Annotated in this window: 19 protein-coding genes; 14 read left to right on the plus strand and 5 right to left on the minus strand. The window is 49.2% G+C overall.

What is annotated here, in order from left to right:
- Window positions 1-190 (plus strand): hypothetical protein (locus CHL74_RS16010; RefSeq protein WP_217901456.1); only part of this gene is annotated, 190 nt, incomplete at its 5' end.
- A gap of 510 nt (window positions 191-700) precedes the next feature.
- Window positions 701-1,444: a TIGR02757 family protein gene (locus tag CHL74_RS11785; RefSeq protein ID WP_094881364.1), complete on the plus strand. Its 744-nt coding sequence runs from the start codon at window positions 701-703 to the stop codon at window positions 1,442-1,444.
- A 23-nt stretch (window positions 1,445-1,467) separates the two neighbouring features.
- On the opposite strand, the gene CHL74_RS11790 is transcribed toward CHL74_RS11785, so the two are convergent.
- On the minus strand, window positions 1,468-2,145 hold the full coding sequence (locus CHL74_RS11790; protein WP_094881365.1) for an SGNH/GDSL hydrolase family protein: 678 nt from the start codon (window positions 2,143-2,145) through the stop codon (window positions 1,468-1,470).
- A gap of 113 nt (window positions 2,146-2,258) precedes the next feature.
- Here CHL74_RS11790 and trmD point away from each other — a divergent pair, with 113 nt between their 5' ends.
- The 5 genes from trmD to CHL74_RS11815 all read left to right on the plus strand — a co-directional run bounded on the left by trmD (window position 2,259) and on the right by CHL74_RS11815 (window position 5,135).
- On the plus strand, window positions 2,259-2,936 hold the full coding sequence (gene trmD / locus CHL74_RS11795) for a tRNA (guanosine(37)-N1)-methyltransferase TrmD (protein WP_094881366.1): 678 nt from the start codon (window positions 2,259-2,261) through the stop codon (window positions 2,934-2,936).
- Window positions 2,937-3,037: 101 nt separating this feature from the next.
- Window positions 3,038-3,265, plus strand: a complete 228-nt coding sequence (locus CHL74_RS11800; protein WP_254923291.1) for a CD225/dispanin family protein — start codon at window positions 3,038-3,040, stop codon at window positions 3,263-3,265.
- Between the two features lie 96 nt (window positions 3,266-3,361).
- Window positions 3,362-3,700, plus strand: a complete 339-nt coding sequence (locus CHL74_RS11805; RefSeq protein ID WP_254923292.1) for a DUF2752 domain-containing protein — start codon at window positions 3,362-3,364, stop codon at window positions 3,698-3,700.
- A 33-nt stretch (window positions 3,701-3,733) separates the two neighbouring features.
- Window positions 3,734-4,066 carry a TM2 domain-containing protein gene (locus CHL74_RS11810; RefSeq protein WP_094881370.1) on the plus strand — a complete coding sequence of 111 codons (333 nt, stop codon included), beginning with the start codon at window positions 3,734-3,736 and terminating at the stop codon, window positions 4,064-4,066.
- 10 nt (window positions 4,067-4,076) lie between these two features.
- Complete coding sequence (locus CHL74_RS11815) at window positions 4,077-5,135, plus strand: carbohydrate-binding family 9-like protein (RefSeq protein ID WP_094881372.1); 1,059 nt, start codon at window positions 4,077-4,079, stop codon at window positions 5,133-5,135.
- A gap of 133 nt (window positions 5,136-5,268) precedes the next feature.
- Here the strand turns inward: CHL74_RS11815 and CHL74_RS11820 are convergent, their stop codons facing one another.
- The 4 genes from CHL74_RS11820 to CHL74_RS11835 all read right to left on the minus strand — a co-directional run bounded on the left by CHL74_RS11820 (window position 5,269) and on the right by CHL74_RS11835 (window position 10,683).
- Window positions 5,269-6,144, minus strand: coding sequence for an Rpn family recombination-promoting nuclease/putative transposase (locus CHL74_RS11820; protein WP_094881374.1), 876 nt, complete (start codon window positions 6,142-6,144; stop codon window positions 5,269-5,271).
- 165 nt (window positions 6,145-6,309) lie between these two features.
- Window positions 6,310-7,914 (minus strand): carboxylesterase/lipase family protein, encoded by a 1,605-nt coding sequence (locus tag CHL74_RS11825; protein WP_094881375.1) that lies wholly within the window; start codon window positions 7,912-7,914, stop codon window positions 6,310-6,312.
- Between the two features lie 139 nt (window positions 7,915-8,053).
- Window positions 8,054-9,301 (minus strand): PNGase F N-terminal domain-containing protein, encoded by a 1,248-nt coding sequence (locus tag CHL74_RS11830; RefSeq protein ID WP_176452248.1) that lies wholly within the window; start codon window positions 9,299-9,301, stop codon window positions 8,054-8,056.
- 32 nt (window positions 9,302-9,333) lie between these two features.
- Window positions 9,334-10,683, minus strand: coding sequence for an alpha-L-fucosidase (locus CHL74_RS11835; RefSeq protein ID WP_094881376.1), 1,350 nt, complete (start codon window positions 10,681-10,683; stop codon window positions 9,334-9,336).
- A gap of 227 nt (window positions 10,684-10,910) precedes the next feature.
- Between CHL74_RS11835 and lon the strand changes: the two genes are divergently transcribed.
- From lon to CHL74_RS11870, 7 genes are all read left to right on the plus strand, one after another.
- Window positions 10,911-13,370, plus strand: coding sequence for an endopeptidase La (gene lon, locus CHL74_RS11840; protein ID WP_094881378.1), 2,460 nt, complete (start codon window positions 10,911-10,913; stop codon window positions 13,368-13,370).
- Between the two features lie 28 nt (window positions 13,371-13,398).
- On the plus strand, window positions 13,399-14,526 hold the full coding sequence (gene tgt, locus CHL74_RS11845; RefSeq protein WP_094881379.1) for a tRNA guanosine(34) transglycosylase Tgt: 1,128 nt from the start codon (window positions 13,399-13,401) through the stop codon (window positions 14,524-14,526).
- A 14-nt stretch (window positions 14,527-14,540) separates the two neighbouring features.
- A complete protein-coding gene (locus CHL74_RS11850) occupies window positions 14,541-15,779 on the plus strand; it encodes an LptF/LptG family permease (protein ID WP_094881380.1) in 1,239 nt (412 codons plus the stop codon).
- 72 nt (window positions 15,780-15,851) lie between these two features.
- Window positions 15,852-17,654 carry a DEAD/DEAH box helicase gene (locus CHL74_RS11855; protein ID WP_094881382.1) on the plus strand — a complete coding sequence of 601 codons (1,803 nt, stop codon included), beginning with the start codon at window positions 15,852-15,854 and terminating at the stop codon, window positions 17,652-17,654.
- Window positions 17,655-17,756: 102 nt separating this feature from the next.
- Window positions 17,757-18,965, plus strand: a complete 1,209-nt coding sequence (locus CHL74_RS11860) for a pyridoxal phosphate-dependent aminotransferase (RefSeq protein ID WP_094881383.1) — start codon at window positions 17,757-17,759, stop codon at window positions 18,963-18,965.
- A gap of 126 nt (window positions 18,966-19,091) precedes the next feature.
- On the plus strand, window positions 19,092-20,345 hold the full coding sequence (locus CHL74_RS11865) for an ABC transporter permease (protein WP_094881384.1): 1,254 nt from the start codon (window positions 19,092-19,094) through the stop codon (window positions 20,343-20,345).
- Between the two features lie 131 nt (window positions 20,346-20,476).
- A complete protein-coding gene (locus CHL74_RS11870; RefSeq protein ID WP_094881386.1) occupies window positions 20,477-22,138 on the plus strand; it encodes an AMP-binding protein in 1,662 nt (553 codons plus the stop codon).
- Window positions 22,139-22,146 lie beyond the last annotated feature (8 nt).

A 22,146-nucleotide genomic window follows, 5' to 3' on the forward strand; every position in this document is an offset into this window, starting at 1 on the left:
TCCTATAATTCTGATGATGCCGCTTCGCCTTAATTTGGCAGATAAGGACAGACGAGTTAATTTCAATTTTAAACAAAGATTGGAGGAAGGAAGACACCGTCACATTAAGGAATGGACGGATGAAAACCTTTCTCCAAATTTGGTGGTCAAGCGCATCAATACTATAGGTAAAAAATGCGCAGGATTTTAAAGCGATTTTGAACACCCTACCTTAGAGGGTTCTTAAAATGCGCAACAGAAGCGCCTCTGCCGCCTTTAAATTCTTTTACGACCGCAAAAGTACGAAAAATATTTTATTTCGTCACATTTTTATACAGAAAAATTACTTTATGACACATTTTTATAGTAAAACAACGATTATGGTAAACTTCCAGTCTTCAAAAACAAAAAAAATCCGCAAACGTTTACATAAATTTGTCAATAATTAATTTAAAATGTGTGGGAACACGAAGAAAAAAATCAAGAATTTCTTAAAATAAATCAAGAAAAAGTTTGTCAGTAATAAAAAAAACGATAACTTTGCATCAGTTATCCTGAAAACAATCTTTTTACCTTAAAGAAAGACTAATACCTATTGAAGATTTGAAGCGGTCGCCTGTGAAGGTTATCGCTTTTTTTTTGCTCTTAACCGAACCACATTTCATCAAGTTTTTCGATAATAACCATCACCCCGTTCCACAATATTAAAATCACATCAGTTATGGATAAAACAACAACAGACCACATAAAGTTTTTGGCAGACAAGTATGAGACGGAAGCCTTTCTCGCTTCCGACCCCAGCCAGTTCATGCACAAAGTCAGCGGAGACGCCAATCAGGAGACAATGGCTTTCATTGCCTCATGCCTCAGCTACGGATCACGCAAGCAGTTTTTCGGCAAGATACAGTATTTGTTGGACGCCTCTGAGGGCAATCCGTATGAATGGATAGGCTCAGGCAGATGGGAGAAAGCGCTTCCAGACACCACAGACTGCTTCTATCGCCTTTACACCTTCCATGACATGCACACCACATTCTGCACTCTCGCAAGCCTTATCAGCGAGCACGGATCGCTGAAGGCGTACGTAAACAAAAATGCCTCCACCGGCATTGAAGCGGTGGAGGCCATTTGCGCGTACTTTGCAGAGCATGAGGCTAACGCCATCATACCCAAGAACGCCAAGTCGGCATGCAAGCGTATATGCATGTTTCTGAGATGGATGGTGCGCGACGGTTCGCCCGTTGACCTCGGTCTGTGGTCTGACATCATGGACCGCCGCACGCTCATCATGCCCCTCGACACGCACGTCGTGCAGGAGTCGCTGCGCATGGGACTGCTGAAAAGTCGCACAGCGTCGATGGGAACGGCACGACGACTGACAGACGCCATGCTGGAGATATTCCCCGACGACCCGCTAAAGGGCGACTTCGCGCTGTTCGGACTTGGAGTGGACGAGGAGCGATAAGCATCTGCTCTCCATCCCGCCCGTTACTTCTTTATCACCTTCAGCACCTGGTCAGCGAAGCTACGCATGCCCTTGATGGAAGGATGGCTGCTCTTCTTGTCGATGTTGACGAGCTTGATGACGGGCACGCCGTAATGGGCACACACCTCATCCACGGAAGTGTTTATCTCCTCCTTCAGCTCGGAATTGAGAATGAAGTAGACGTCCACGTTGGGATAATGATGGCGGATGTCGGACAACATCTTCGCCATAGCCGGACGGAATTTATAGAGGTCTGCCTTGGTCCAACCCGCATACTTGTATTCGCCCATCTTGACACCAGCCCACGAGTCGTTGGTGCCGCCACAGATAAGGATGATGTCAGGATTGCCCAGACGGGTGCAGCGCGTCACGAAGGAACGGTCAGTATAGTCGTTGCCGCTGTATCCGGTGTTGCAGATAGTGGCGCCGGAGTACGACTCGTTCTTGCCCAACTTGTAGCCGCCTTCCTTTATCACCTGCCACCACCAAGTCTGCTCCACATCACACACATCCGTCATATTCGTCTTTGCCGGTATCTTATACCAGCAAGCCTGACCGGACGGGATGAAGCCCTGATAAGTGGAATACGAGTCGCCAAGAATAGCGACGGTCTTGCGTGCCTGCGCACCAGCCTGCAACATAAAAAAGAACAGGCAGAGGAATGTCAAAATCTTTCTCATTATTATATTTAAATTTTTATATGTTAATAATATGATGCAAAGTTATACATTTATATTAACATTTGACGCTACTTATCTTGTCTATTCGAACATAAATATGTAAATTTGCACGTATGAGAATAGACATCATTACCGTACTGCCCGAAATGCTTGAGGGCTTCGTAAACGAATCGATATTGGCACGAGCCCAGAAGAAGGGCTTGGCAGAAATACACCTCCATAACCTGCGCGACTACTCGACGAACAAGTGGCGCAGGGTGGACGACTATCCCTATGGAGGTTTCGCCGGCATGGTGATGCAGTGTGAGCCTATAGACCGCTGCATATCGGCGCTAAAAGCCGAACGCCACTACGACGAGGTGATATTCACGTCGCCTGACGGAGAGAAGTTTGACCAGCACATCGCCAACGACCTCTCAATGAAGGAGAACATCATCATCCTCTGCGGGCACTACAAAGGCATCGACCAGAGAGTGCGCGACCATCTCATCACCCGCGAGATAAGCATCGGCGACTATGTGCTTACGGGCGGCGAGCTGGCTGCTGCCATCATGGCAGACGCCATCGTACGCATAGTGCCGGGAGTGATTGGCGACGAGCAGAGCGCACTGAGCGACTGCTTCCAGGACGACATGCTCTCAGCCCCCATCTATACTCGCCCTGCCGACTATAAGGGATGGAAGGTTCCTGAGATTCTGCTTAGCGGCAACGAGGCGAAGATAAAGAACTGGGAAATGGAGCAGGCAATGGAACGCACAAAGACGCTGCGCCCTGACCTGCTGGAGAAATAAAAGCTGACACCCACATAAAACAATTATACCAACTGCCGTGGCATGGCGTAAAGGATCAGCCCATGCCACGATGAAACCTTCTGATCCACTCCTTAGACCTTATGGAACAAATCAACCAAACCACACAGTCACAAGACAACAACTCTCAGATGCCAAAACCAAACAACAACATGGTGATGGCAATCCTTTGCACTGTATGCTTCTGTCTTCCGATTGGCATATACGCAATCATCACAGCATCAAAGGTAAACAGCTATTATATGGCTGGTATGTATAACAAAGCTATGTATTCTGCCATCCAAGCTAAGAAATGGAGCATCATGGCATAATTGCCGGAGCTGTTGTTGACATCTTTTATTTCATATTTGCGGGAAGCTTTATTTTTTCAAGTGCGAAATAGTAAATATGCCTTTCTCGCATTAGCTTTGGCAGTCGGACTGATACTCTATCGCTTCAGTCCGACTGCTTATTGGTTTTGGCCGAAATGCCCGGTGAAGCTCATTACCGGACTGAGCTGCCCAGCCTGCGGCATACAGCGGTTTATCCACGCATTGACCAACGGTAAGGTGAGGGAAGCTTTGGCATACAACTACTACCTCGTCTATGCCCTACCCTATGCCATGTGCGTGGTGACGGCTTACTATCTGCCGCAGTCACGGATTAAGGACCGCATGACGGAGATATTCGAGGGAAAGACAGCCGTATGGCTATACATCATTACGTTCTGTATATGGTTTGTCATAAGGAACATCCTGGACATATAAGAAACTAACATAAACATGTAAAAATAAAAAAATATGGAAAAAGACCAAGCAAGCCAACTGATTGCCATGTACGGTGGAAGATTCCCCGACTATGCGCTGCACAGCATGCACACACAGCTTCAGAATATGGTCTATTCTGAGGCATCCATACGTTTGGCACAGTCAAAAGACCCGACAATTGTTCTTCTCATATCCATCTTCCTCGGACAATTCGGCATCGACCGCTTCTTCGTAGGCGACACCATGATGGGCGTGCTGAAGCTGATAACATGCGGAGGTTGCGGAATATGGACCATCATTGACTGGTTCCTGATTATGGGAGTGACAAAAGACAAGAACTACGCCAGATTCAATGGAATATTCTAACTAAAACATAATGAACAAAAAATTCTTAATCGCTACATTGATTGCCGCTTCCTCAACAGCAGCGGCTTTCGCACAGGACGGACTGCTTAAGAAATACGCACAGCGTCTGTCAACACCACGCAACTACGTGTGCTACCGCACTACGGAGAAAATAAAGATAGACGGCAAGCTGAAAGAGCATTCATGGAGCAAGGCTGCCGACACGGAGTCGTTCGTAGACATCAGCGGAGAGGGATTCCCCAAGCCCATCTACGACACAAAGGCTCGCATGATGTGGGACAACGACTATCTCTACGTAGCTGCCGTTATGGAGGAGCCAAACATCGTGGGACACTTCACACAGCGTGACACCATCATCTATCACGAAAACGACTTCGAGGTGTTTATCGACCCGACGGGCGACGGACAGAACTATTTCGAGATTGAGAACAACGCACGCGGCGTGGTGTTCGACCTTATGCTTGACCGTGCCTACCGCTCTGGCGGCAACTTCTACGTTCAATGGGACTGCCCGGGACTGAAGCTCGCCGTATCGCACGACGGCACGCTGAACAAGGAGAAGGACAAGGACCGCTCATGGACCGTGGAGATGGCCATCCCACATAAGGCCATAACACGCAACTTCACCAATCCGTTGGTTGCAGGCAACATCTGGCGACTGAACTTCTCACGCGTGGAATGGCTGAAGAAGGGCGGACCGGAAGAAAACTGGGTATGGACTCCGACCGGAGAGATAAACATGCACGCTCCTAACCAGTGGGGCTTCCTGCAGTTCTCTGACAAGAACGTAGGCGGAGAAACAGAAGAGTTCCGCTGCCCATACAACATGGAAGCATACAAGCTGCTGTGGGCAATGTTCTACGCCCAGCTCGACAACCGTGAGAAGCAGGGTGCCTTCACCAGCTCGACGGCTCTCCTCGGTGTCACCGACTCAGACCTCGCCACTATGCCGAAGGGCAGCAACGTGAACATCGAAGCCACCTCCACCCTCTTCAGCATCAGCGTAAGAGTGGGCGGAACAGGCAAGACCTACGTCGTTGACCAGAACGGAAAGTTCGAGGTGAAGTAAGGAAATGACAACTCGCAGAACACCTGCAACAAATAACAATAAAAGAAAATACGGATTTATCAGGCATTCCAGCTCTGATAAATCCGTATTGTTGTTTTTATGAGAAAAGCGATATTATTGCTTATCTACTCTACTATAGACAAAGGCTTTCTACTTCATCTTTATTCAAACCAGTAATAGATGCAATAACGTCAATATCCATTCCTTTTGCATGCATGTTTTTTACAACCATAGCAATACCTTCTGCACGGCCTTCCTCACGGCCTTCTGCACGACCCTCCTCTTTTGCCGTGTCCAAGGAATTCTTAATGTCGCGATAAGCCTTGAGGCTGTCCTCATATTCACGCAACTCCATAGGTGTGAAGCGGGCTATAGCCGCAGCATCAAATAGCTTGGTGAATATCTTTTCACGTAGAGACGACGGGCGATTGTCGAGGCGTGACAGATTCTTAAGCACATACATCCATTTATCAGACAATGATATTAGTTCATCGTCTGTCTTGTCAAATCTACCAACCTCAACATACTTAAACATCAGCTTGGCATTAAAAACCTTGTTGGTCTTCGTATCCATCAAGGCTATTGTGTGGATTGTATCCGAACTGTCGAAAGCCTCATCGCTCATTCTGTAATTGAGCAAAGCAACAACATAAACCTTCTTCAGACAGAAATTCCAGTCGGAACCTTTAGGAGCCTGCTCTCTGATAGGGAATGTCGAGTAGAACAACGACCGGTCTTTAAAGTATGTCTGGTAGGCATTCTGCATCTCCACAATAAATTTCTCGCCTTTCTCGTTCTCACAATAGACATCGAATATGGCCTTGCGCTCTGTATAAACATCGCCCACATTCTCGCTATTGAGATACTTCACGTCCTTTATCACCTCCTCACCATCGAAGAGGGAGTTAAGGAAGTTGACAAGCAACTCCTTATTTGGGTCTGTGCCGAAGATTCGCTTAAAGCCGAAATCGGTCAACAAACTGATATATCGTTCTTCTGATTGTCTCATAACTAATTGTATTATAGCGTTAGGCAAAGATAGTGCAAATCGAATGCAGAATATCAAGCTTGCTTGAATATTATGCTGAGATGCAGCCCATCTTATACAAAGATACAGCATTAAATCAGAATAATCAAACTTTTGCAAGAAATTATACGAGAATTAAACAAATGTTTACTTCCAGAACAAACCATCCAGTATCTCGTAACGCTTCTCCATGTTCGGGTTTTCCTTTACGAATGTGTTAACGTCAATCTGTAGAACCGGAGCGATGGCTTTGCCGTTGGTGGTGGGCCAGTCAACAAGACCAAGACCATTGGGATTACCGGTCTTTACGAAGTTTACGTAGTAATTGCTGAAGATGTCAGACACGACGTAGTCTTCAGGCTGCCAGTCGTATACGCGGTTGGTAGGCAGTGTGCCCATAGCATACTCAATGTCGGCTGAGTGGACAGCACCGAGAGCACGCGGAGCAGCAGGAGTGTTAGAAGTCTTTTCCTGAACTCCACCGGCAAGACCAGCCACCTTATCCTTCAACACCATATCAGGACGCGGATGGCAATAGCGGTAGCGATAAACGGGCTGACCACCAGTGAGCTTGTGCATGTTGCCCCACTTCCATGTAGAGTAATCAAGGAAGAGGTCGCCAGCGAGCTCGTTGCCCGGCTGTCCCATCACGTCTGCATCGGTGTTGAGGCCATAAAGCTTGAAGAGTTCGTCAGTAGCGTCGCCAAAAGTGGCTTTAACCGCATTCTTCAAGTTCTCCACTGTGGGAGCCTTTCCGTAGAGAACAGCCATCGCGTTCATCTCCTGATTGTTGCCACCGATGAGCAAAGGCACCTTAGTCTGTTCGCCATTTGCGAACACATCGTAAGGCTGCTTGGTCCAGAAGTAACCGTCTACATTATATATAGGAACACTTTTCACATTGGCTTTCTTCATAAGTTCTTCAGCAGACATAGCACGCAGGTCCTTGATGTCCTTACAGCCAATCTTTTTAGTCAATTGCAAGCCCTTAGCCTCAGCTTCTTTAAGCGTAGAAACCTTCTTCATTCCTACCACCGAACCGCTTGATCCCATTGCCTGAGCGAACAGTCCTTGGCATAAAGGCGAAGCCATAAGTGCGCTTACCGACATCGAGCCAGCCGACTCGCCTACGATGGTGATGCGATTGGGGTCGCCACCGAACGCAGCAATGTTGTCCTTTACCCATTTAATGGCAACCACCTGATCGAGGAAGCCATAATTGCCTGAGCCTTTGTATGTGGTCTCCTTAGAGAGCTGCGGATGAGCGAAGAAGCCGAAGATGCCCTCACGATAGTTGGCTGTTATGGAGATAATGCCCTTACGAGCCATGGCGTCACCGGCATAGCGAGGTTCGCTGCCACTGCCAGCCATCAGTCCGCCACCATTAAAATAGATAAGAACCGGCAGGTGCTCGTCCATTGTCTTTGCAGGAGTCCAGATATTAAGATACAGACAGTCTTCGCTCATCTTCTTCGTACCGAAGTTCATGTCGCCGAAGATATTCTCCTGCATAGGGTTGGGACCGAACTCCTTGGCTTGGCGCACGCCATGCCATTTCTCCACTGGCTGAGGCGCCTTCCAGCGTAGGTCGCCTATAGGAGGTGCTGCAAAGGGTACGCCCTTGAATGTCTTGATGCCAGACTCGTTGATGCCTTCCAAAGTGCCCTCAGCAACAGCAACTCTTGCAGGTTGCTGTGCGAACAATACTCCAGCGAGTAATGTAAGCACAAAAGTCAAAAATGTTTTTCTCATACTTATTTAGTTTTAATCTACTATCACATTTATATTAAAAGCCGCTGAACGCATACTGACTATTTGATTAATGATCAAATAGTCAGTATGTGTCCAGCAGCTTCACATTAAATTAATTATAACAAAATGCAAACATTGCTTACTCGTTCCAAACCAGATATGCCGACACGAGCCAATGGTTCATCTCGTTGCCGTTTATCGGCTGGGCTTTCGGGATGTCAACAGTGAAGGTATGGCGGCCAGCCTTGAGGTCGCCGAGCTCCACTTCTTCAGGAACGACGTCAGTGCCGGGACACCAGTTGGAGCGTGAGAAGTCGGAAGAAGCGACCGGCTCTTCCACCTCTTTCTCCGTATAGCCATTCTCACCGATGTATGAAGCTACGCGCTTCTCAAGCCAAACACCCGTAGCAGGATTGAAACGGCGGAACGAGGCGCAGTCGTCACGCCAAGGGATGAAGCGCTTCACTTCCTTGCCGTCTACAGAAAGGATGTTCTCCTTCTGCACAAACTCGTCGCCACCATCATGACCTCCATGTCCTGTAACGATATACTTCAGACGAACGTTGCGTGCTCCCTTAGGAAGAACGAAGTCGGTGGTGATGGGCTTGCGTGCGAAGATGTCGGGATATTCCTGACCGATGTAGTAGACGGTGTTGAGGAGCGGCATTACCTGACGACGCTGCATGCGGTCGCAAGAGATGGTGCTCTCATTGAACTGTAGTTCCATGCTTGCGAGATAGCCCTGCTCTGTCCATGTGTCAATAAAGACACCGACGTAAGCCTCATCCTCAAGAAGCGGATAGAGGTCGGTGATGTCCTGCTGCCACTGCACGCACTTCTCCCATTTCGGGATGTAGACTGGACGGCGCTTAGAGGAGAGCGTGTCGTTTTTGTTACTGTAGAAGCCAACACCAAAAGGTGTCATAAATCGCATCAGCTCGACGGTGGGAAGATAGTCCTTGCCAGCCACCACGCCTACGAGCTTCTCAAGCTTCAGAGAGTCGACGGCAGGAAACTTGTTCTTGCCTTCAGCTATGGTCATGAGGTTGATGGCAGACTTGCGCGGAAGCACAAAGCATGAGCCTGTCTTGTCCCATCTGTCGCCGTTGGAAGCGATGGTGGTCTTTATGTATACCTTAACATTGCGCTCATAATGGGGCACCTGAATCTTCTTAAGGATGATGCGTCCGTTGACAAGGCGGATTATGCCGTCAGCATCAGCCTCATTAAATCCGGCAATCTTTGTAGGATCGTAATGCACATTGGTCTTGTCGAACACCTTAATAGTGGTGTTGCCCTTCGCTGCAAACTCCTTATGATTGGACTTGGGAGCAGCCATAACGGAGAGCGAGACCATCAGGGAAATAAGAACAGAAAAGTATCTCATCTTTATTATTTACTGATTTTGAATTTATCAGATTAGTTGCTCTCTATCACCTTTCCTGCACCGCGATACAGCTTGATGGGGCCGTCAAGAAGCACAGCCACAACCGTGATCATCGGGTCGAGTGAGCGTTCGGGTACGTTGATATACAAGTTGCCCGGCACCTCGCTCCAGTAGTTCTTGTTGAAAACCTTCGAGCTGATAATCTCGCCGTCGCCGACAACCCACACACGGTTTACCTTATTCATAAGACCCTTCACTTCGATGGGACCGTTGGGCTTGTAGGGAAGGTAGAGATAAAGGATGTCACCAGCCTTGTTGAGTGTGGAGTAACCCTGGAAATGCTCGCCCGGAATGCCAGCACGTGTGTCGTAGATGGCTTCCTTATGCTTCTTTGTCCAGCGTCCGAACTCCTTCAGTATGGCTACCTGCTCCTCAGGAATGGTGCCGTCCTCCTTAGGACCGATGTCGAGAAGCATATTGCCACCCATAGACAGACAGTCAACGAAGGTACGCAGAAGAATGTAGGGCGACTTATAGTTGGTGTCGGCATGCTGATATCCCCAAGAGTCGTTCATGGTCATGCAAAGCTCCCAATGCTTGTCTTCGGGACGTACCACGGGCACCCCCTGCTCAGGAGTGGCATAATCGCCGTAGCCCTGTATGCGTGAGTTGATGATGACGTTCTTGTTAGCCTTGCGGAGGAATTCAGACATTCCCTTGGCATTCCATGTCTCAGCCGACTGCTCCCAGTCGCCGTCAAACCAGTAGAGATCGGGCTTGTATGCGTTAAGCTCGCCAAGCTGGTCGAAGTCGAACTTGAGGAACTTCTGCCAACGTGCAGGATCGTCCTTCACGTCGTAACGTGTCTCTGTACGAGTGAAGTTGGGATAGTCGGGATGAGACCAATCAATGAGCGAATAATAGAGTCCGAGCTTCAGACCGTGCTTGCGCACTTCCTTAACGAAGGGAGTAAGAAGGTCGCGCTTGGCAGCCGTAGCCTTCACGGTGTTAAGGTCGCTGTACTTCGTGTTCCACAACGCCACACCGTCGTGATGCTTCGTAGTGATGACAGTATAACGTGCACCGCTCTCCTTGATAAGATCGAGCCAAGCCTTGGGGTCGTATTTGCTTGCGGTGAAGCCTGAGCACTGCGACATATACTGCTCATAGGGCAGATATTTGTTGTGGAACGACCAACTCTCTGATACGCCGTTTACGGCATAGATACCCCAATGTACGAAGATGCCCAACTTGGCATGATCGAACCATTCCATACGCTTGTCCTTCTGCTCTTCAGTCTCCGCCTGTACGGCGTCCTGTGCCACAGCACCTGAAGTAGCAGCGAGACAAAGCAGCGAACATAAGATTTGCTTTAGTTTCATACTATATATATTATGATGTAAATTAGATGCTTGAAGTAAGAAGTGGTGTATTTGCAAAATTACGTCTTTTTACCTATATATCTTAAAAAAACAAATAAAAAAGTAACAAAAAAGCAAAAAAGAGAAAATACAGGCTATTTTGTGCAATAGAATGAGTAATTTTGTAGGCTTAATAGGCGGATGGCAAACGCATTCAGCTTGCCAACCTCAAGACATACAGACAAGATATGAACAAAAGAAGTAGCACATCCATTCAAATGATTGCCGACTACGAAGGCGACGTGACAAACCTCTTTAATGTTAATATAGACGGGGAGCTTCCTATTCTTGCAACCCGTAACATTGCTATATTCCCTGGTGTTATCTCACCCGTCATCATAGGACGCAAGCAAAGCCTCAACTTGCTGGACAAGCTGCGCAAACATAACGATGCGGCATTTGCCGTATTCTGCCAGAAAGACCAGGAAGTGGAGAATCCGGAAGGCAAGGACCTTTTCGAATATGGCGTTTATGCCAAGCTCGTGAAGGTGCTGGAAATGCCTGGTCCTGGCAATAATCTCACAGCCATCATACAGGGCCTCGGCAGATGCCGTCTGAAGAGCATCACACGCACAATGCCTTTTATGCTCGGCGAAGTGTGCCCGGCGATGGAGGACGTGCCGAAGGAAAACGACAAGGAGTTTGCCACAGCCATGGAGGATATGCGCTCCACAACGCTCAACTATATCCGCATGAACGAGGACCTGCCTGACGAATCGCAGTTTGCGCTTAACAATATATCTAATAATGTTATAGCCGTTGACTTTGTCTGCACCAACCTTCCGTTCAGCATCGAGGACAAAGAACTGCTTATCTCTACTGGAAGCATCAAGGAACGTGTCATCCAGACGCTCCGCGTGCTGCATAAGGAAATGCAGCTACTGGAACTGAAGCAGAACATTCGCTCAAAGACACGCGAGGATCTCGACGAGCAGCAGCGCGAATACTTCCTGCAACAGCAGATCAAGAACATTAAGGAGGAACTTGGCGGAGGCGAAGGTTCGCCAGAACGCAAGGACCTTGAGGAGAAGGCTAAGAGCAAGGCTTGGCCGGAAGAGGTGGACAAGATATTCAGAAAGGAGCTTGACAAGCTGGATATGTTTAATCCGCAAAGCCCGGAGTACAGCATACAGTATAACTATCTCCAGACAATGACAAACCTTCCTTGGGGAGAATATACCAAGGACAACCTCGACCTCAAGCGTGCACAGCGCATACTTAACCATGACCACTACGGCATGGAGAAGGTGAAGGAGCGCATCCTCGAATATATGGCTGTATTGAAGCTGAGAGGCGACCTCAAGTCGCCAATCATCTGCCTCTACGGCCCTCCGGGAGTGGGCAAGACCAGCCTCGGAAAGAGCATCGCAGCGGCAATGAAGCGCAAGTATGTGCGCATGTCATTGGGTGGTCTGCACGACGAGTCGGAGATTCGCGGACACCGCCGTACATACGTGGGTGCCATGCCGGGACGTATAATAAAGAACATACAGAAGGCAGGTTCGGCTAATCCCGTATTCATTCTTGACGAGATTGACAAGGTGACGCAGAACACCATCAATGGCGACCCATCGTCGGCTCTGCTTGAGGTGCTCGACCCTGAGCAGAACAACGCCTTCCACGACAACTACCTCGACGTGGACTTCGACCTCTCTAAGGTGCTCTTCATTGCCACAGCCAACGATCTCGGCTCAATACCGCGTCCATTGCTCGACCGTATGGAGCTTATAGAGGTGAGCGGATACATCACCGAGGAGAAGATAGAGATAGCCAAGCGCCATCTCATCCCGCGTGAGATTGACAACTGCGGCCTTACAGCCAAGGAGGACAAGCCGACATTCACCAAGGCTGCCATTGAGAAGATAATAGAGCAGTACACGAGAGAGAGCGGTGTAAGACAGCTCGAGAAGCAGGTGAACAAGGCTCTGCGCAAGCTCGCATACAAGAAGGCTCTCGACGACGTGCTCCCCTATGAGAAGATCACTCCAAACGAGATAGAGGACCTGCTCGGCAAACCGCCATTCTATCGCGACATCTATCAGGGCAACGATTATGCTGGTGTAGTGACAGGTTTGGCTTGGACAAGCGTAGGTGGAGAGATTCTCTTCATCGAAACTTCGCTGAGCAAGGGCAAGGCTGGCAAGCTGACGCTGACCGGAAACCTCGGTGACGTGATGAAGGAGTCGGCGGTAATAGCCCTCGAATACGTAAAGGCTCACATCGACTCTCTCGGCGTGGACTATCGTATCTTCAACAACTGGAACATCCACATACACGTGCCGGAAGGTGCCACACCAAAGGACGGCCCTTCTGCAGGTATCACTATCGCCACCTCCATAGCTTCGGCTCTAACCCAGCGTAAGGTTCGCAAAAACACAGCGATGACGGGAGAGATAACTCTGCGCGGCAAGGTTCTGCCAGTAGGCGGAATAAAGGAAAAGATTCTTGCAGCCAAGCGCGCCGGCATCACAGACATCGTGATGTGCCAGGACAACCGCAAGGACATAGAAGAAATCCCTGAGATTTACCGCAAGGGCGTAGAGTTCCACTACGTTGAGAACGTACAGGACGTATGGAAGTTCGCCCTCACAGACGAGAAGGTGGACAATCCCATCGACCTCAGCATCAAGGAAGAAGAAAAGAATTAAGTAAAAAAAGAGACAAGAAAAGCAGAAAATGACATTCGAACTCCAACATACAGACAGTGCCTCAGACGCTCGCACCGGTATAATAACGACCGACCACGGACAGATAAAGACACCTATCTTTATGCCCGTGGGAACGGTAGGCTCTGTAAAGGGCGTACATTTTCAGGAGTTGCGCGAGCAGGTGAAAGCCCAGATTATCCTCGGCAACACTTATCACCTCTACCTGAGACCCGGACTCGACACTATACGCAAAGCAGGAGGCCTGCATAAGTTCAATACATGGGACCGTCCTATCCTTACCGATTCGGGTGGTTTCCAGGTATTCTCGCTTACAGGTATCCGCAAGCTTCGTGAGGAAGGATGCGAGTTTCGCTCACACATTGACGGATCAAAGCATATCTTCACTCCTGAGAACGTCATGGACACGGAACGCATCATCGGCGCCGACATCATGATGGCATTCGACGAGTGCCCTCCTGGAGAGAGCGACTACGAGTATGCCAAGAAGAGCCTTGCCCTCACACAGCGCTGGCTCGACCGCTGCATTAAGCGATTCGACGAGACCGAACCGCTTTACGGACACCGTCAGAGCCTCTTCCCCATCGTGCAGGGATGTAAATACAAGGACCTGAGAAGAGAGGCTGCAAAGTTCGTGGCAGACAAGGGAGCCGATGGCAATGCCATCGGAGGATTGGCTGTAGGCGAACCGACGGAGGTGATGTACGAGATGATTGAGGTGGTGAACGAGATTCTCCCGAAAGACAAGCCCAGATATCTTATGGGAGTGGGAACACCACAGAACATTCTCGAGGCTATAGAGCGCGGAGTGGACATGTTCGACTGCGTTATGCCTACACGTAACGGACGCAACGCCATGCTCTTCACCTACAATGGCACCATGAACATGCGCAACAAGAAGTGGGAGCAGGACTTCTCTCCTATCGATCCCGACGGATGCGACATCGACCGCATCCACACCAAGGCGTACCTCCACCACCTCTTCAAGGCGCAGGAACTTCTGGCTATGCAGATAGCGAGCATACATAACCTCGCCTTCTACCTACGACTCGTCACAGACGCACGCACCCACATCGAACAAGGCGACTTCGTACAGTGGAAACGCAGCGTTATTGACAATCTCGGAAGAAGGATTTAGGAAAAAACAGTAAGATGAAAAGAAAGAACATCAGACGCTTTCGCCACCTGCTCCACGTCGCACGATGGTGGGAATCGCATACAAGGACACTAAGGAAGGCAATGGCATGGACTGCACGCAAGCTTGCCTTCCTTAGGGTATTGAACGTCCTTAACCCGCTGAGATACATAAAGATTCTCGACTGGTATATCATACGTAAGTTCATCGGTACGTACATCTATTCCATATTGCTGATTATCAGTATCTCCATCGTCTTCGACGTTAACGAGAACCTTGCGAAGTTCAGCCAATACCATGCGCCTCTCAAAGCCATCGTATTCGACTATTACGCCAACTTTGTACCTTACTTCGCCAATCTCTTCAGCCCGCTCTTTGTCTTCATTGCCGTGATTTTCTTCACGTCAAAGCTGGCATCCAACTCGGAGATTATATCGATGCTGGCAGCAGGCGTGTCCTTTAAGCGACTCATGAGACCATACATGATATCGTGCGTGCTGATATCCACTCTGTCGTTCTTTCTCTCTGCCTACGTCATTCCGCACGGAACAGTGGTAAGGCAGAACTTCGAGTCGATGTATAAGAACAAGAAGAAGAACACCAGTGCGGACAACGTAATGCTGCAAGTAGACCGAGGTACGATAGCCTACATACAGCATTACGACAACAACATGAAGCGTGGATTCGGATTCTCGCTGGACAAGTTTGAGAACAAGAAGCTCGTCAGTCACATGACGGCAATGGAAGCACAGTACGACACCATCTCCGACTCGAAGTATCATTGGACACTGACCAACTGGAAGATTCGAGAACTGCACGGACTAAAAGAGCACATCACCAGCGGAGCAAAGCGCGACACGCTGATACAGATGGAGCCGACTGACCTCGTCTACTCAAAAGGTCAGCAAGAGACATTCACCTCGCCGGAGCTGAAGGAATATATATCGAAGCAGATTGACCGAGGAAACGGCAACGTAGTGCAGTATCAGGTGGAGTATCACAAGCGCATAGCCTCGTCCTTCGCCTCGTTCATCCTGACAACCATTGGCTTGTCACTGTCTTCGCGCAAGAGGAAAGGCGGCATGGGTATGTATCTGGGAATAGGTCTGGCGCTAAGTTTCGGCTACATCATGCTACAAACAGTATCTGCGACATTCGCCATCAACGCCGGAGCTCCACCAATGCTCGCAGCATGGGTGCCTAATATGATTTTTGCTGTAGTGGCATACTTCTGCTACAGAAAGGCACCGAACTAAGTGCGGAAAGGCACTCTATGTGCCATTCCGCCACATAAACTTTAAACATTATTCAATTAAACATTACAAGTAATGTATTTCGACGAAACAGAACTCAACGACCATGTGCTTGACGCACTATATGATATGCGTTTCGACAAATGCACACCTATTCAAGAAAAGTGTATTCCCCCAATACTTGAGGGACGCGACCTCCTCGGTGTAGCACAGACCGGAACGGGAAAGACAGCTGCTTATCTCCTTCCTATCCTCTCGAAGCTGGACGACGGAGGATATCCGAAGGATGCCATCAACTGCGTGATTATGAGCCCGACACGAGAACTGGCACAGCAGATTGACCAAGCCATGCAGGGCTTCGGCTATTATCTCTCAGGTGTAAGCAGCGTGGCTGTGTATGGTGGCAACGACGGCAACCGCTATGATCAGGAGCTGAAGAGCTTCCAAATGGGAGCCGATGTGGTTATCGCAACACCGGGACGACTCATCAGTCATATTTCGCTCGGTAGCGCCGACCTCAGCAAGGTAAGCTTCTTCGTACTTGACGAGGCTGACCGCATGCTGGACATGGGCTTCTCTGAGGACATCAAGATGATAGCAAGCAAGCTGCCCGCCGACTGCCAGACCATCATGTTCTCCGCCACTATGCCGGAGAAGATAGAAGAACTGGCAAAGACCCTGCTCAAGAATCCGGTGGAGGTAAAGATTGCCGTCAGCCGTCCTGCAGAGAAAATCAAGCAGAGCGCTTATGTCTGCTACGAAACACAGAAGATCGGCATCATTAAGGACCTTTTCAGAAAAGGCGACCTCAACCGTGTGATTATCTTCTCTGGAAAGAAGCAGAAGGTGAAAGCCATCAACCGTACTCTGCAGCAGATGAAGATCAACTCAGGCGAGATGCACTCCGACTTGGAGCAGGCTGAGCGTGACGAGATTCTCTATAAATTCAAGACGGGTCAGATAGACGTGCTCGTGGCTACGGACATTGTGGCACGCGGCATCGACATTGACGACATTGCCATGGTCATCAACTTCGACGTTCCGCACGATCCGGAGGACTATGTTCATCGTATCGGACGTACGGCAAGAGCGCAGCGCGACGGCGTAGCAATAACCTTCGTGGCTGAAGACGAAATCAGCAGCTTCAAGCAGATTGAGAAATTCCTCGGCAGAGAGGTGGAAAAGAACCAGCTGCCTGAAGGTCTCGGCGAGGCTCCTGACTATAACGCAGCACGTTCCAACGGACGCAGCGGCAAGCAAAGACGCGGCGGCAACGGTGAGAGCAACGGAAGAGGACGTGGCGGCAACGGAAGAGGACGCGGAAAAAAGCGCAACGCAACCGACAATCAGAACAAGACTGATGGCAAGAACGCTCCTACAGATAAGGACGCTGCTGCCACAAGCGCCAATAACGAAACAAAAGCGCAGGATAACACCAACCCTGAAAACGCTGAGCAGAAGCCACGCAAGAAGCGTTCAAGAGGACCGCGTCAGAAGAAAGACGTAACTGCAGAGAATGGCAACAACGAGGCTACAAACAAGAAGCCGCAGCAAAACAGACGCAAGGAAAGACCTCAGGGTGACGGACAGAAACAGCAGGACGAGAAGCGCCAAAGCAAACAGCAGACTGAGCGTCAGAACAAGCCACAAGCCGATCGCCAAGACAACAAGCCGCAGACGGACGGTCAGCGTCGCAAGCAGCGTCGTCCATCTGGCAGAAACAATCGCAATGGCGAAGGCAGACAGAATTCTGCAAAGACGGAGCAGACAAAGCAGCAGACATCCAACGTGCCAGCCGTGAAGCAGACAAGCGCCATCACACAGATTCTGAAGAAGCCAATCAGCTGGATAAAGTCTCTCGGAAAGAAAAAAGACTAAAAACAGAGTAGTCTAAAATTTTGCACTTATTACTATTTGTAGTATCTTTGCATTATTCAGTGACAATCCGACAAACAAATCAATAACAAGAAAACACTTAACATGCCAGAAATATCAGTACGCGGACTTGAAATGCCCGAATCGCCAATCAGGAAATTGGCTCCCTTAGCGTTAGACGCAAAGAAACGCGGTGTAAAGGTGTATCACCTGAACATTGGTCAGCCTGACCTGCCGACACCGCAAGTGGGACTGGACGCTCTGAAACACATCGACCGTTCTGTCCTTGAGTATTCGCCATCACAAGGCTATCTCTCATACAGAGAGAAACTGACGAATTACTACAAACGATTCAACATCAACGTTAGCGCAGATGACATCATCATCACGGCTGGCGGTTCGGAAGCTGTGCTTTTCGCTTTCATGTCATGTCTGAACCCTGGCGACGAGATTATAATCCCGGAACCGGCATACGCCAACTACATGGCGTTTGCCGTCTCTGCCGGAGCAAAGATACGCACCATTGCAACCACCATAGAGGAAGGATTCTCGCTGCCTAAGGTGGAGAAGTTTGAGGAGCTGATTAATGAGCACACACGTGCCATCCTTATCTGCAACCCCAACAACCCTACCGGCTATCTCTACACACGCCGTGAGATGAACCAGATTCGCGATCTCGTGAAGAAATACGATCTCTATCTCTTCTCCGATGAGGTATACAGAGAGTATATCTACACCGGCTCGCCGTACATCTCGGCTTGTCACCTTGAAGGCATAGAGCAGAACGTCATCCTTATCGACTCCGTATCGAAACGCTACAGCGAGTGTGGCATCCGCATCGGTGCCTTGATATCGAAGAATCCGGAAGTACGCGCCGCAGTAATGAAGCTCTGTCAGGCACGTCTCTCTCCCCCACTCCTCGGCCAGATTGTAGCAGAAGCGTCACTTGACGCACCGGAGGATTATTACCGTGACGTGTATGAGGAGTATGTGGAACGACGCAAATGTCTTATCGACGGTCTTAACCGCATACCAGGTGTCTATTCGCCCATACCAATGGGAGCCTTCTACACCGTGGCAAAACTTCCCGTGGACGACTCGGAGAAATTCTGCCGTTGGTGTCTGGAAGAATTCTCGTACGAAGGCGAGACCGTCATGATGGCTCCTGCCGCCGGTTTCTACACCACCCCGGGAGCCGGACGCAATCAGGTCCGCATCGCATACGTCCTCAAGAAGGAAGACCTCGAGCGCTCACTCATCGTGCTGCGCAAGGCTCTGGAAGCTTATCCGGGACGCGTGGAGGACGCTGACTGATAATTAAGAAAACAATACATTTAACAACAACTTAAATTAATGTTTGATATTTAATGTTTGGCTTTTGCCACTGGATTTACAAGCAAAGCCAAACAATTAAATATCAAACATTAAACATTTCTAAAAATGAACTTTCCCCTTTTTATAGCACGCCGCATACATTCAGACCACACTGACGACAAGCAGAAGGTATCGAAGCCGGCTATACGTATTGCCACAGCGGGTGTGGCAATCGGACTTGCAGTAATGATAATCAGCGTCAGCGTGGTGCTTGGATTCAAGCATACCATAAGGGACAAAGTAGTGGGATTCGGCAGCCACATACAAGTAGCCAACTTCTACGCCCTGCAGTCGTCAGCTACAGACCAGCCGGTCGTGATGAACGACTCGATGATGAACGTGCTCAGTAAGACGCAAGGCGTGGAACACGTTCAGCGATTCGCAACCAAACAAGGCATACTTAAGACCGACAACGACTTCCTTGGAGTGATGTTCAAGGGAGTTGGACCGGAATTCGACTCCACGTTCATCCACAAGAACATGGTGAGCGGCAGCATACCCGTATTCTCAGACAAGGCAAGCACCGGCAAAATCCTTATCTCAAAGACTATGGCTGACAAGCTGGACGTGAAGAGCGGAGACCGCATCTTCGCTTACTTCATCGGCGAAGGCGGTGTGCGCACGCGAAAGCTTACCATCCAAGGCATCTATCAGACCAACCTTTCTCAGTATGACAAGATTACGGTGTTCTGCGACCTCTATACTGCACAGAAGCTGAACGGCTGGACCACCGACCTTGCAAGCGGAGCGGAGCTTACGGTCAGCGACTTCAACAAGCTCTCGGAGACAAGCGACATCATTATAAGAAATGTAAACCGCACAACAGACAGTTACGGCAACACATATTCGTCAAAAAACATACGCGAACTTTCGCCACAGATATTCTCATGGCTCGACCTGCTCGACCTTAACGTATGGATAATCCTCGCCATAATGACAGCCGTGGCTGTAGTGACAATGATAAGCGGACTGCTTATCATCATTCTTGAGCGCACCACAATGATAGGCATCCTTAAGGCATTGGGAGCACGTAACGACACCATACGCCACATATTCCTGTGGTTTGCAGCATTCATCATCGGCAAGGGACTCATCATCGGCGACATCATCGCCCTGGCATTGCTGTTCCTGCAAGAGACAGCAGGCATATTCAAGCTCGACCCTACAACTTATTATGTCGACACAGTACCCGTGGAAATCAACTGGCTTTTCGTGCTCCTGCTTAACGTCGCCACGCTCCTCATAGCGCTCTTCGTGCTTATAGCGCCAAGCTATATGATTTCGCACATACATCCGGCCAAATCAATGCGATACGAATAGGCTTGACAAAAACTGGTCTAAAACGTATAAAAATAGGGATATCTTGAACCAAAGAAACCAATTACCGCACAAAAGTTTTGGTATTGTGCAAATAATGACGTACCTTTGCACAAAATTTAGAAGATTGTGCAATGGAAGGAATACCCAGTTTCAACTCTTATATAGAGAACAGTATTATTAAGTATTGGGAAAAAGACGCTTTTACAGACTATAAGGGAGCGACACTCCAATACCATGATGTAGCAAGAAAGATAGAGAAGCTGCATATATTGTTTGAAAACAGCGGGGTACAGAAAGGTGACAAGATAGCCCTTTGCGGACGAAACAGCAGTCATTGGGCAGTGGCTTTCTTAGCCACGCTGACATACGGAGCCGTCGCAGTACCTATACAACATGAGTTTACGCCAGACCAGATACATAACATCGTAAACCACAGCGACTCAAAGCTATTGTTTGTCGGCGACATCGTTAAGACACAGATCACCCCTGATGCCATGCCGGGACTGGAGGGTATAGTCTACTTACCCGATTTCTCCATTGTCGTAGCAAGAACAGAAAAGCTCGTCTTCGCAAGAGAACATCTCAATGAGATCTTCGGTCAGCGTTATCCCAAATACTTCCGTAAGGAACACGTACATTACTATAAGGAGCAAAGCCCGGAGGAACTCGCAATGATAAACTACACGTCGGGCACAACCGGATTCTCCAAAGGAGTGATGTTGCCCTATCGTGCCATCTGGGGAAACCTCGACCATATCCTCAAGTGCCTCTCTCCGAATGTCAAGCCGGGAAGCAATCTGGTAAGCATTCTGCCTATGGCACACATGTACGGACTGGCTGTGGAGTTCCTGTTCGGATTTATCGGCGGATGCCACATCTACTTCCTCAACCGACTGCCGTCGCCGTCGCTGATAGCAGAAGCCTTTGCGGAAGTGAAGCCCCGACTCATCGTTGCCGTGCCGCTCGTCGTAGAGAAGATCATCAGACGCAAGGTGCTCACAGAAGTGCAGACCAGCCGTATGAAGATTCTGCTCAACATGCCAGTAATAAGCAAGAAGATAAAGCAGCACATACGCGAGCGCATCATGCAAGCCTTTGGCGGCAATGCCTTTGAGATAATCGTAGGCGGAGCTCCTCTCAATCAAGGTATTGAGAAATTCCTCAACGATGTCGGCGTACCCGTAACCATCGGATACGGCACCACAGAGACAGCGCCACTCATCACCTTCGCCAACTATGACAAGTATCGCATATCGTCATGCGGACCTGCCGTGGAGCACATGGAGGTGAAGGTTGACAGTCCTGACCCTGCCAACAAGCCCGGCGAGCTGATCACAAGAGGCACAAACGTGATGCTTGGCTACTACAAGAACGAGAAAGCCACGCAGGAAGTGATAGACAGCGAAGGATGGTTCCATACCGGCGACCTTGCCACCATGTCACCAGACGGCTACTTCTACATAAAGGGACGCAAAAAGAACATGCTCCTCGGCGCCAACGGACAGAATGTCTATCCGGAGGAAATAGAAGACAAGCTCAACAACCTGCCGCTCGTAGGAGAGAGCATCATCATACAACGCGGCAACCGACTCGTTGCCCTCGTACATCCTGAGCAGGAAGACAAGGACGCCATGGACTTCGACGACAACGACGTACAGGGAGTGATGGACGAAAACCTAAAGACGCTCAATTCACAACTACCACCCTTCTGCAAGGTCTCAGCAATAGAGATACATAAGGAAGAATTTCAGAAAACTGCCAAAAAGAGCATAAAGAGATATCTTTACAAATAAAAGAGATA

It is taken from the genome of Prevotella sp. 885 (assembly GCF_002265625.1).
Taxonomy (GTDB): Bacteria; Bacteroidota; Bacteroidia; order Bacteroidales; family Bacteroidaceae; genus Prevotella.

What these genes read in the sequence shown, in the direction of transcription:
- CHL74_RS11860 (WP_094881383.1), top strand. Translation starts at nt 17,757, where the DNA reads ATGCCAGAAATATCAGTACGCGGACTTGAAATGCCCGAATCGCCAATC.
- trmD (WP_094881366.1), top strand. Translation starts at nt 2,259, where the DNA reads ATGAGAATAGACATCATTACCGTACTGCCCGAAATGCTTGAGGGCTTC.
- CHL74_RS11835 (WP_094881376.1), bottom strand. Translation starts at nt 10,683, where the DNA reads ATGAAACTAAAGCAAATCTTATGTTCGCTGCTTTGTCTCGCTGCTACT.
- lon (WP_094881378.1), top strand. Translation starts at nt 10,911, where the DNA reads ATGAACAAAAGAAGTAGCACATCCATTCAAATGATTGCCGACTACGAA.
- CHL74_RS11790 (WP_094881365.1), bottom strand. Translation starts at nt 2,145, where the DNA reads ATGAGAAAGATTTTGACATTCCTCTGCCTGTTCTTTTTTATGTTGCAG.
- CHL74_RS11870 (WP_094881386.1), top strand. Translation starts at nt 20,477, where the DNA reads ATGGAAGGAATACCCAGTTTCAACTCTTATATAGAGAACAGTATTATT.
- CHL74_RS11825 (WP_094881375.1), bottom strand. Translation starts at nt 7,914, where the DNA reads ATGAGAAAAACATTTTTGACTTTTGTGCTTACATTACTCGCTGGAGTA.
- CHL74_RS11865 (WP_094881384.1), top strand. Translation starts at nt 19,092, where the DNA reads ATGAACTTTCCCCTTTTTATAGCACGCCGCATACATTCAGACCACACT.
- CHL74_RS11830 (WP_176452248.1), bottom strand. Translation starts at nt 9,301, where the DNA reads ATGAGATACTTTTCTGTTCTTATTTCCCTGATGGTCTCGCTCTCCGTT.
- tgt (WP_094881379.1), top strand. Translation starts at nt 13,399, where the DNA reads ATGACATTCGAACTCCAACATACAGACAGTGCCTCAGACGCTCGCACC.
- CHL74_RS11800 (WP_254923291.1), top strand. Translation starts at nt 3,038, where the DNA reads ATGGAACAAATCAACCAAACCACACAGTCACAAGACAACAACTCTCAG.
- CHL74_RS11785 (WP_094881364.1), top strand. Translation starts at nt 701, where the DNA reads ATGGATAAAACAACAACAGACCACATAAAGTTTTTGGCAGACAAGTAT.
- CHL74_RS11815 (WP_094881372.1), top strand. Translation starts at nt 4,077, where the DNA reads ATGAACAAAAAATTCTTAATCGCTACATTGATTGCCGCTTCCTCAACA.
- CHL74_RS11820 (WP_094881374.1), bottom strand. Translation starts at nt 6,144, where the DNA reads ATGAGACAATCAGAAGAACGATATATCAGTTTGTTGACCGATTTCGGC.
- CHL74_RS11855 (WP_094881382.1), top strand. Translation starts at nt 15,852, where the DNA reads ATGTATTTCGACGAAACAGAACTCAACGACCATGTGCTTGACGCACTA.
- CHL74_RS11850 (WP_094881380.1), top strand. Translation starts at nt 14,541, where the DNA reads ATGAAAAGAAAGAACATCAGACGCTTTCGCCACCTGCTCCACGTCGCA.
- CHL74_RS11810 (WP_094881370.1), top strand. Translation starts at nt 3,734, where the DNA reads ATGGAAAAAGACCAAGCAAGCCAACTGATTGCCATGTACGGTGGAAGA.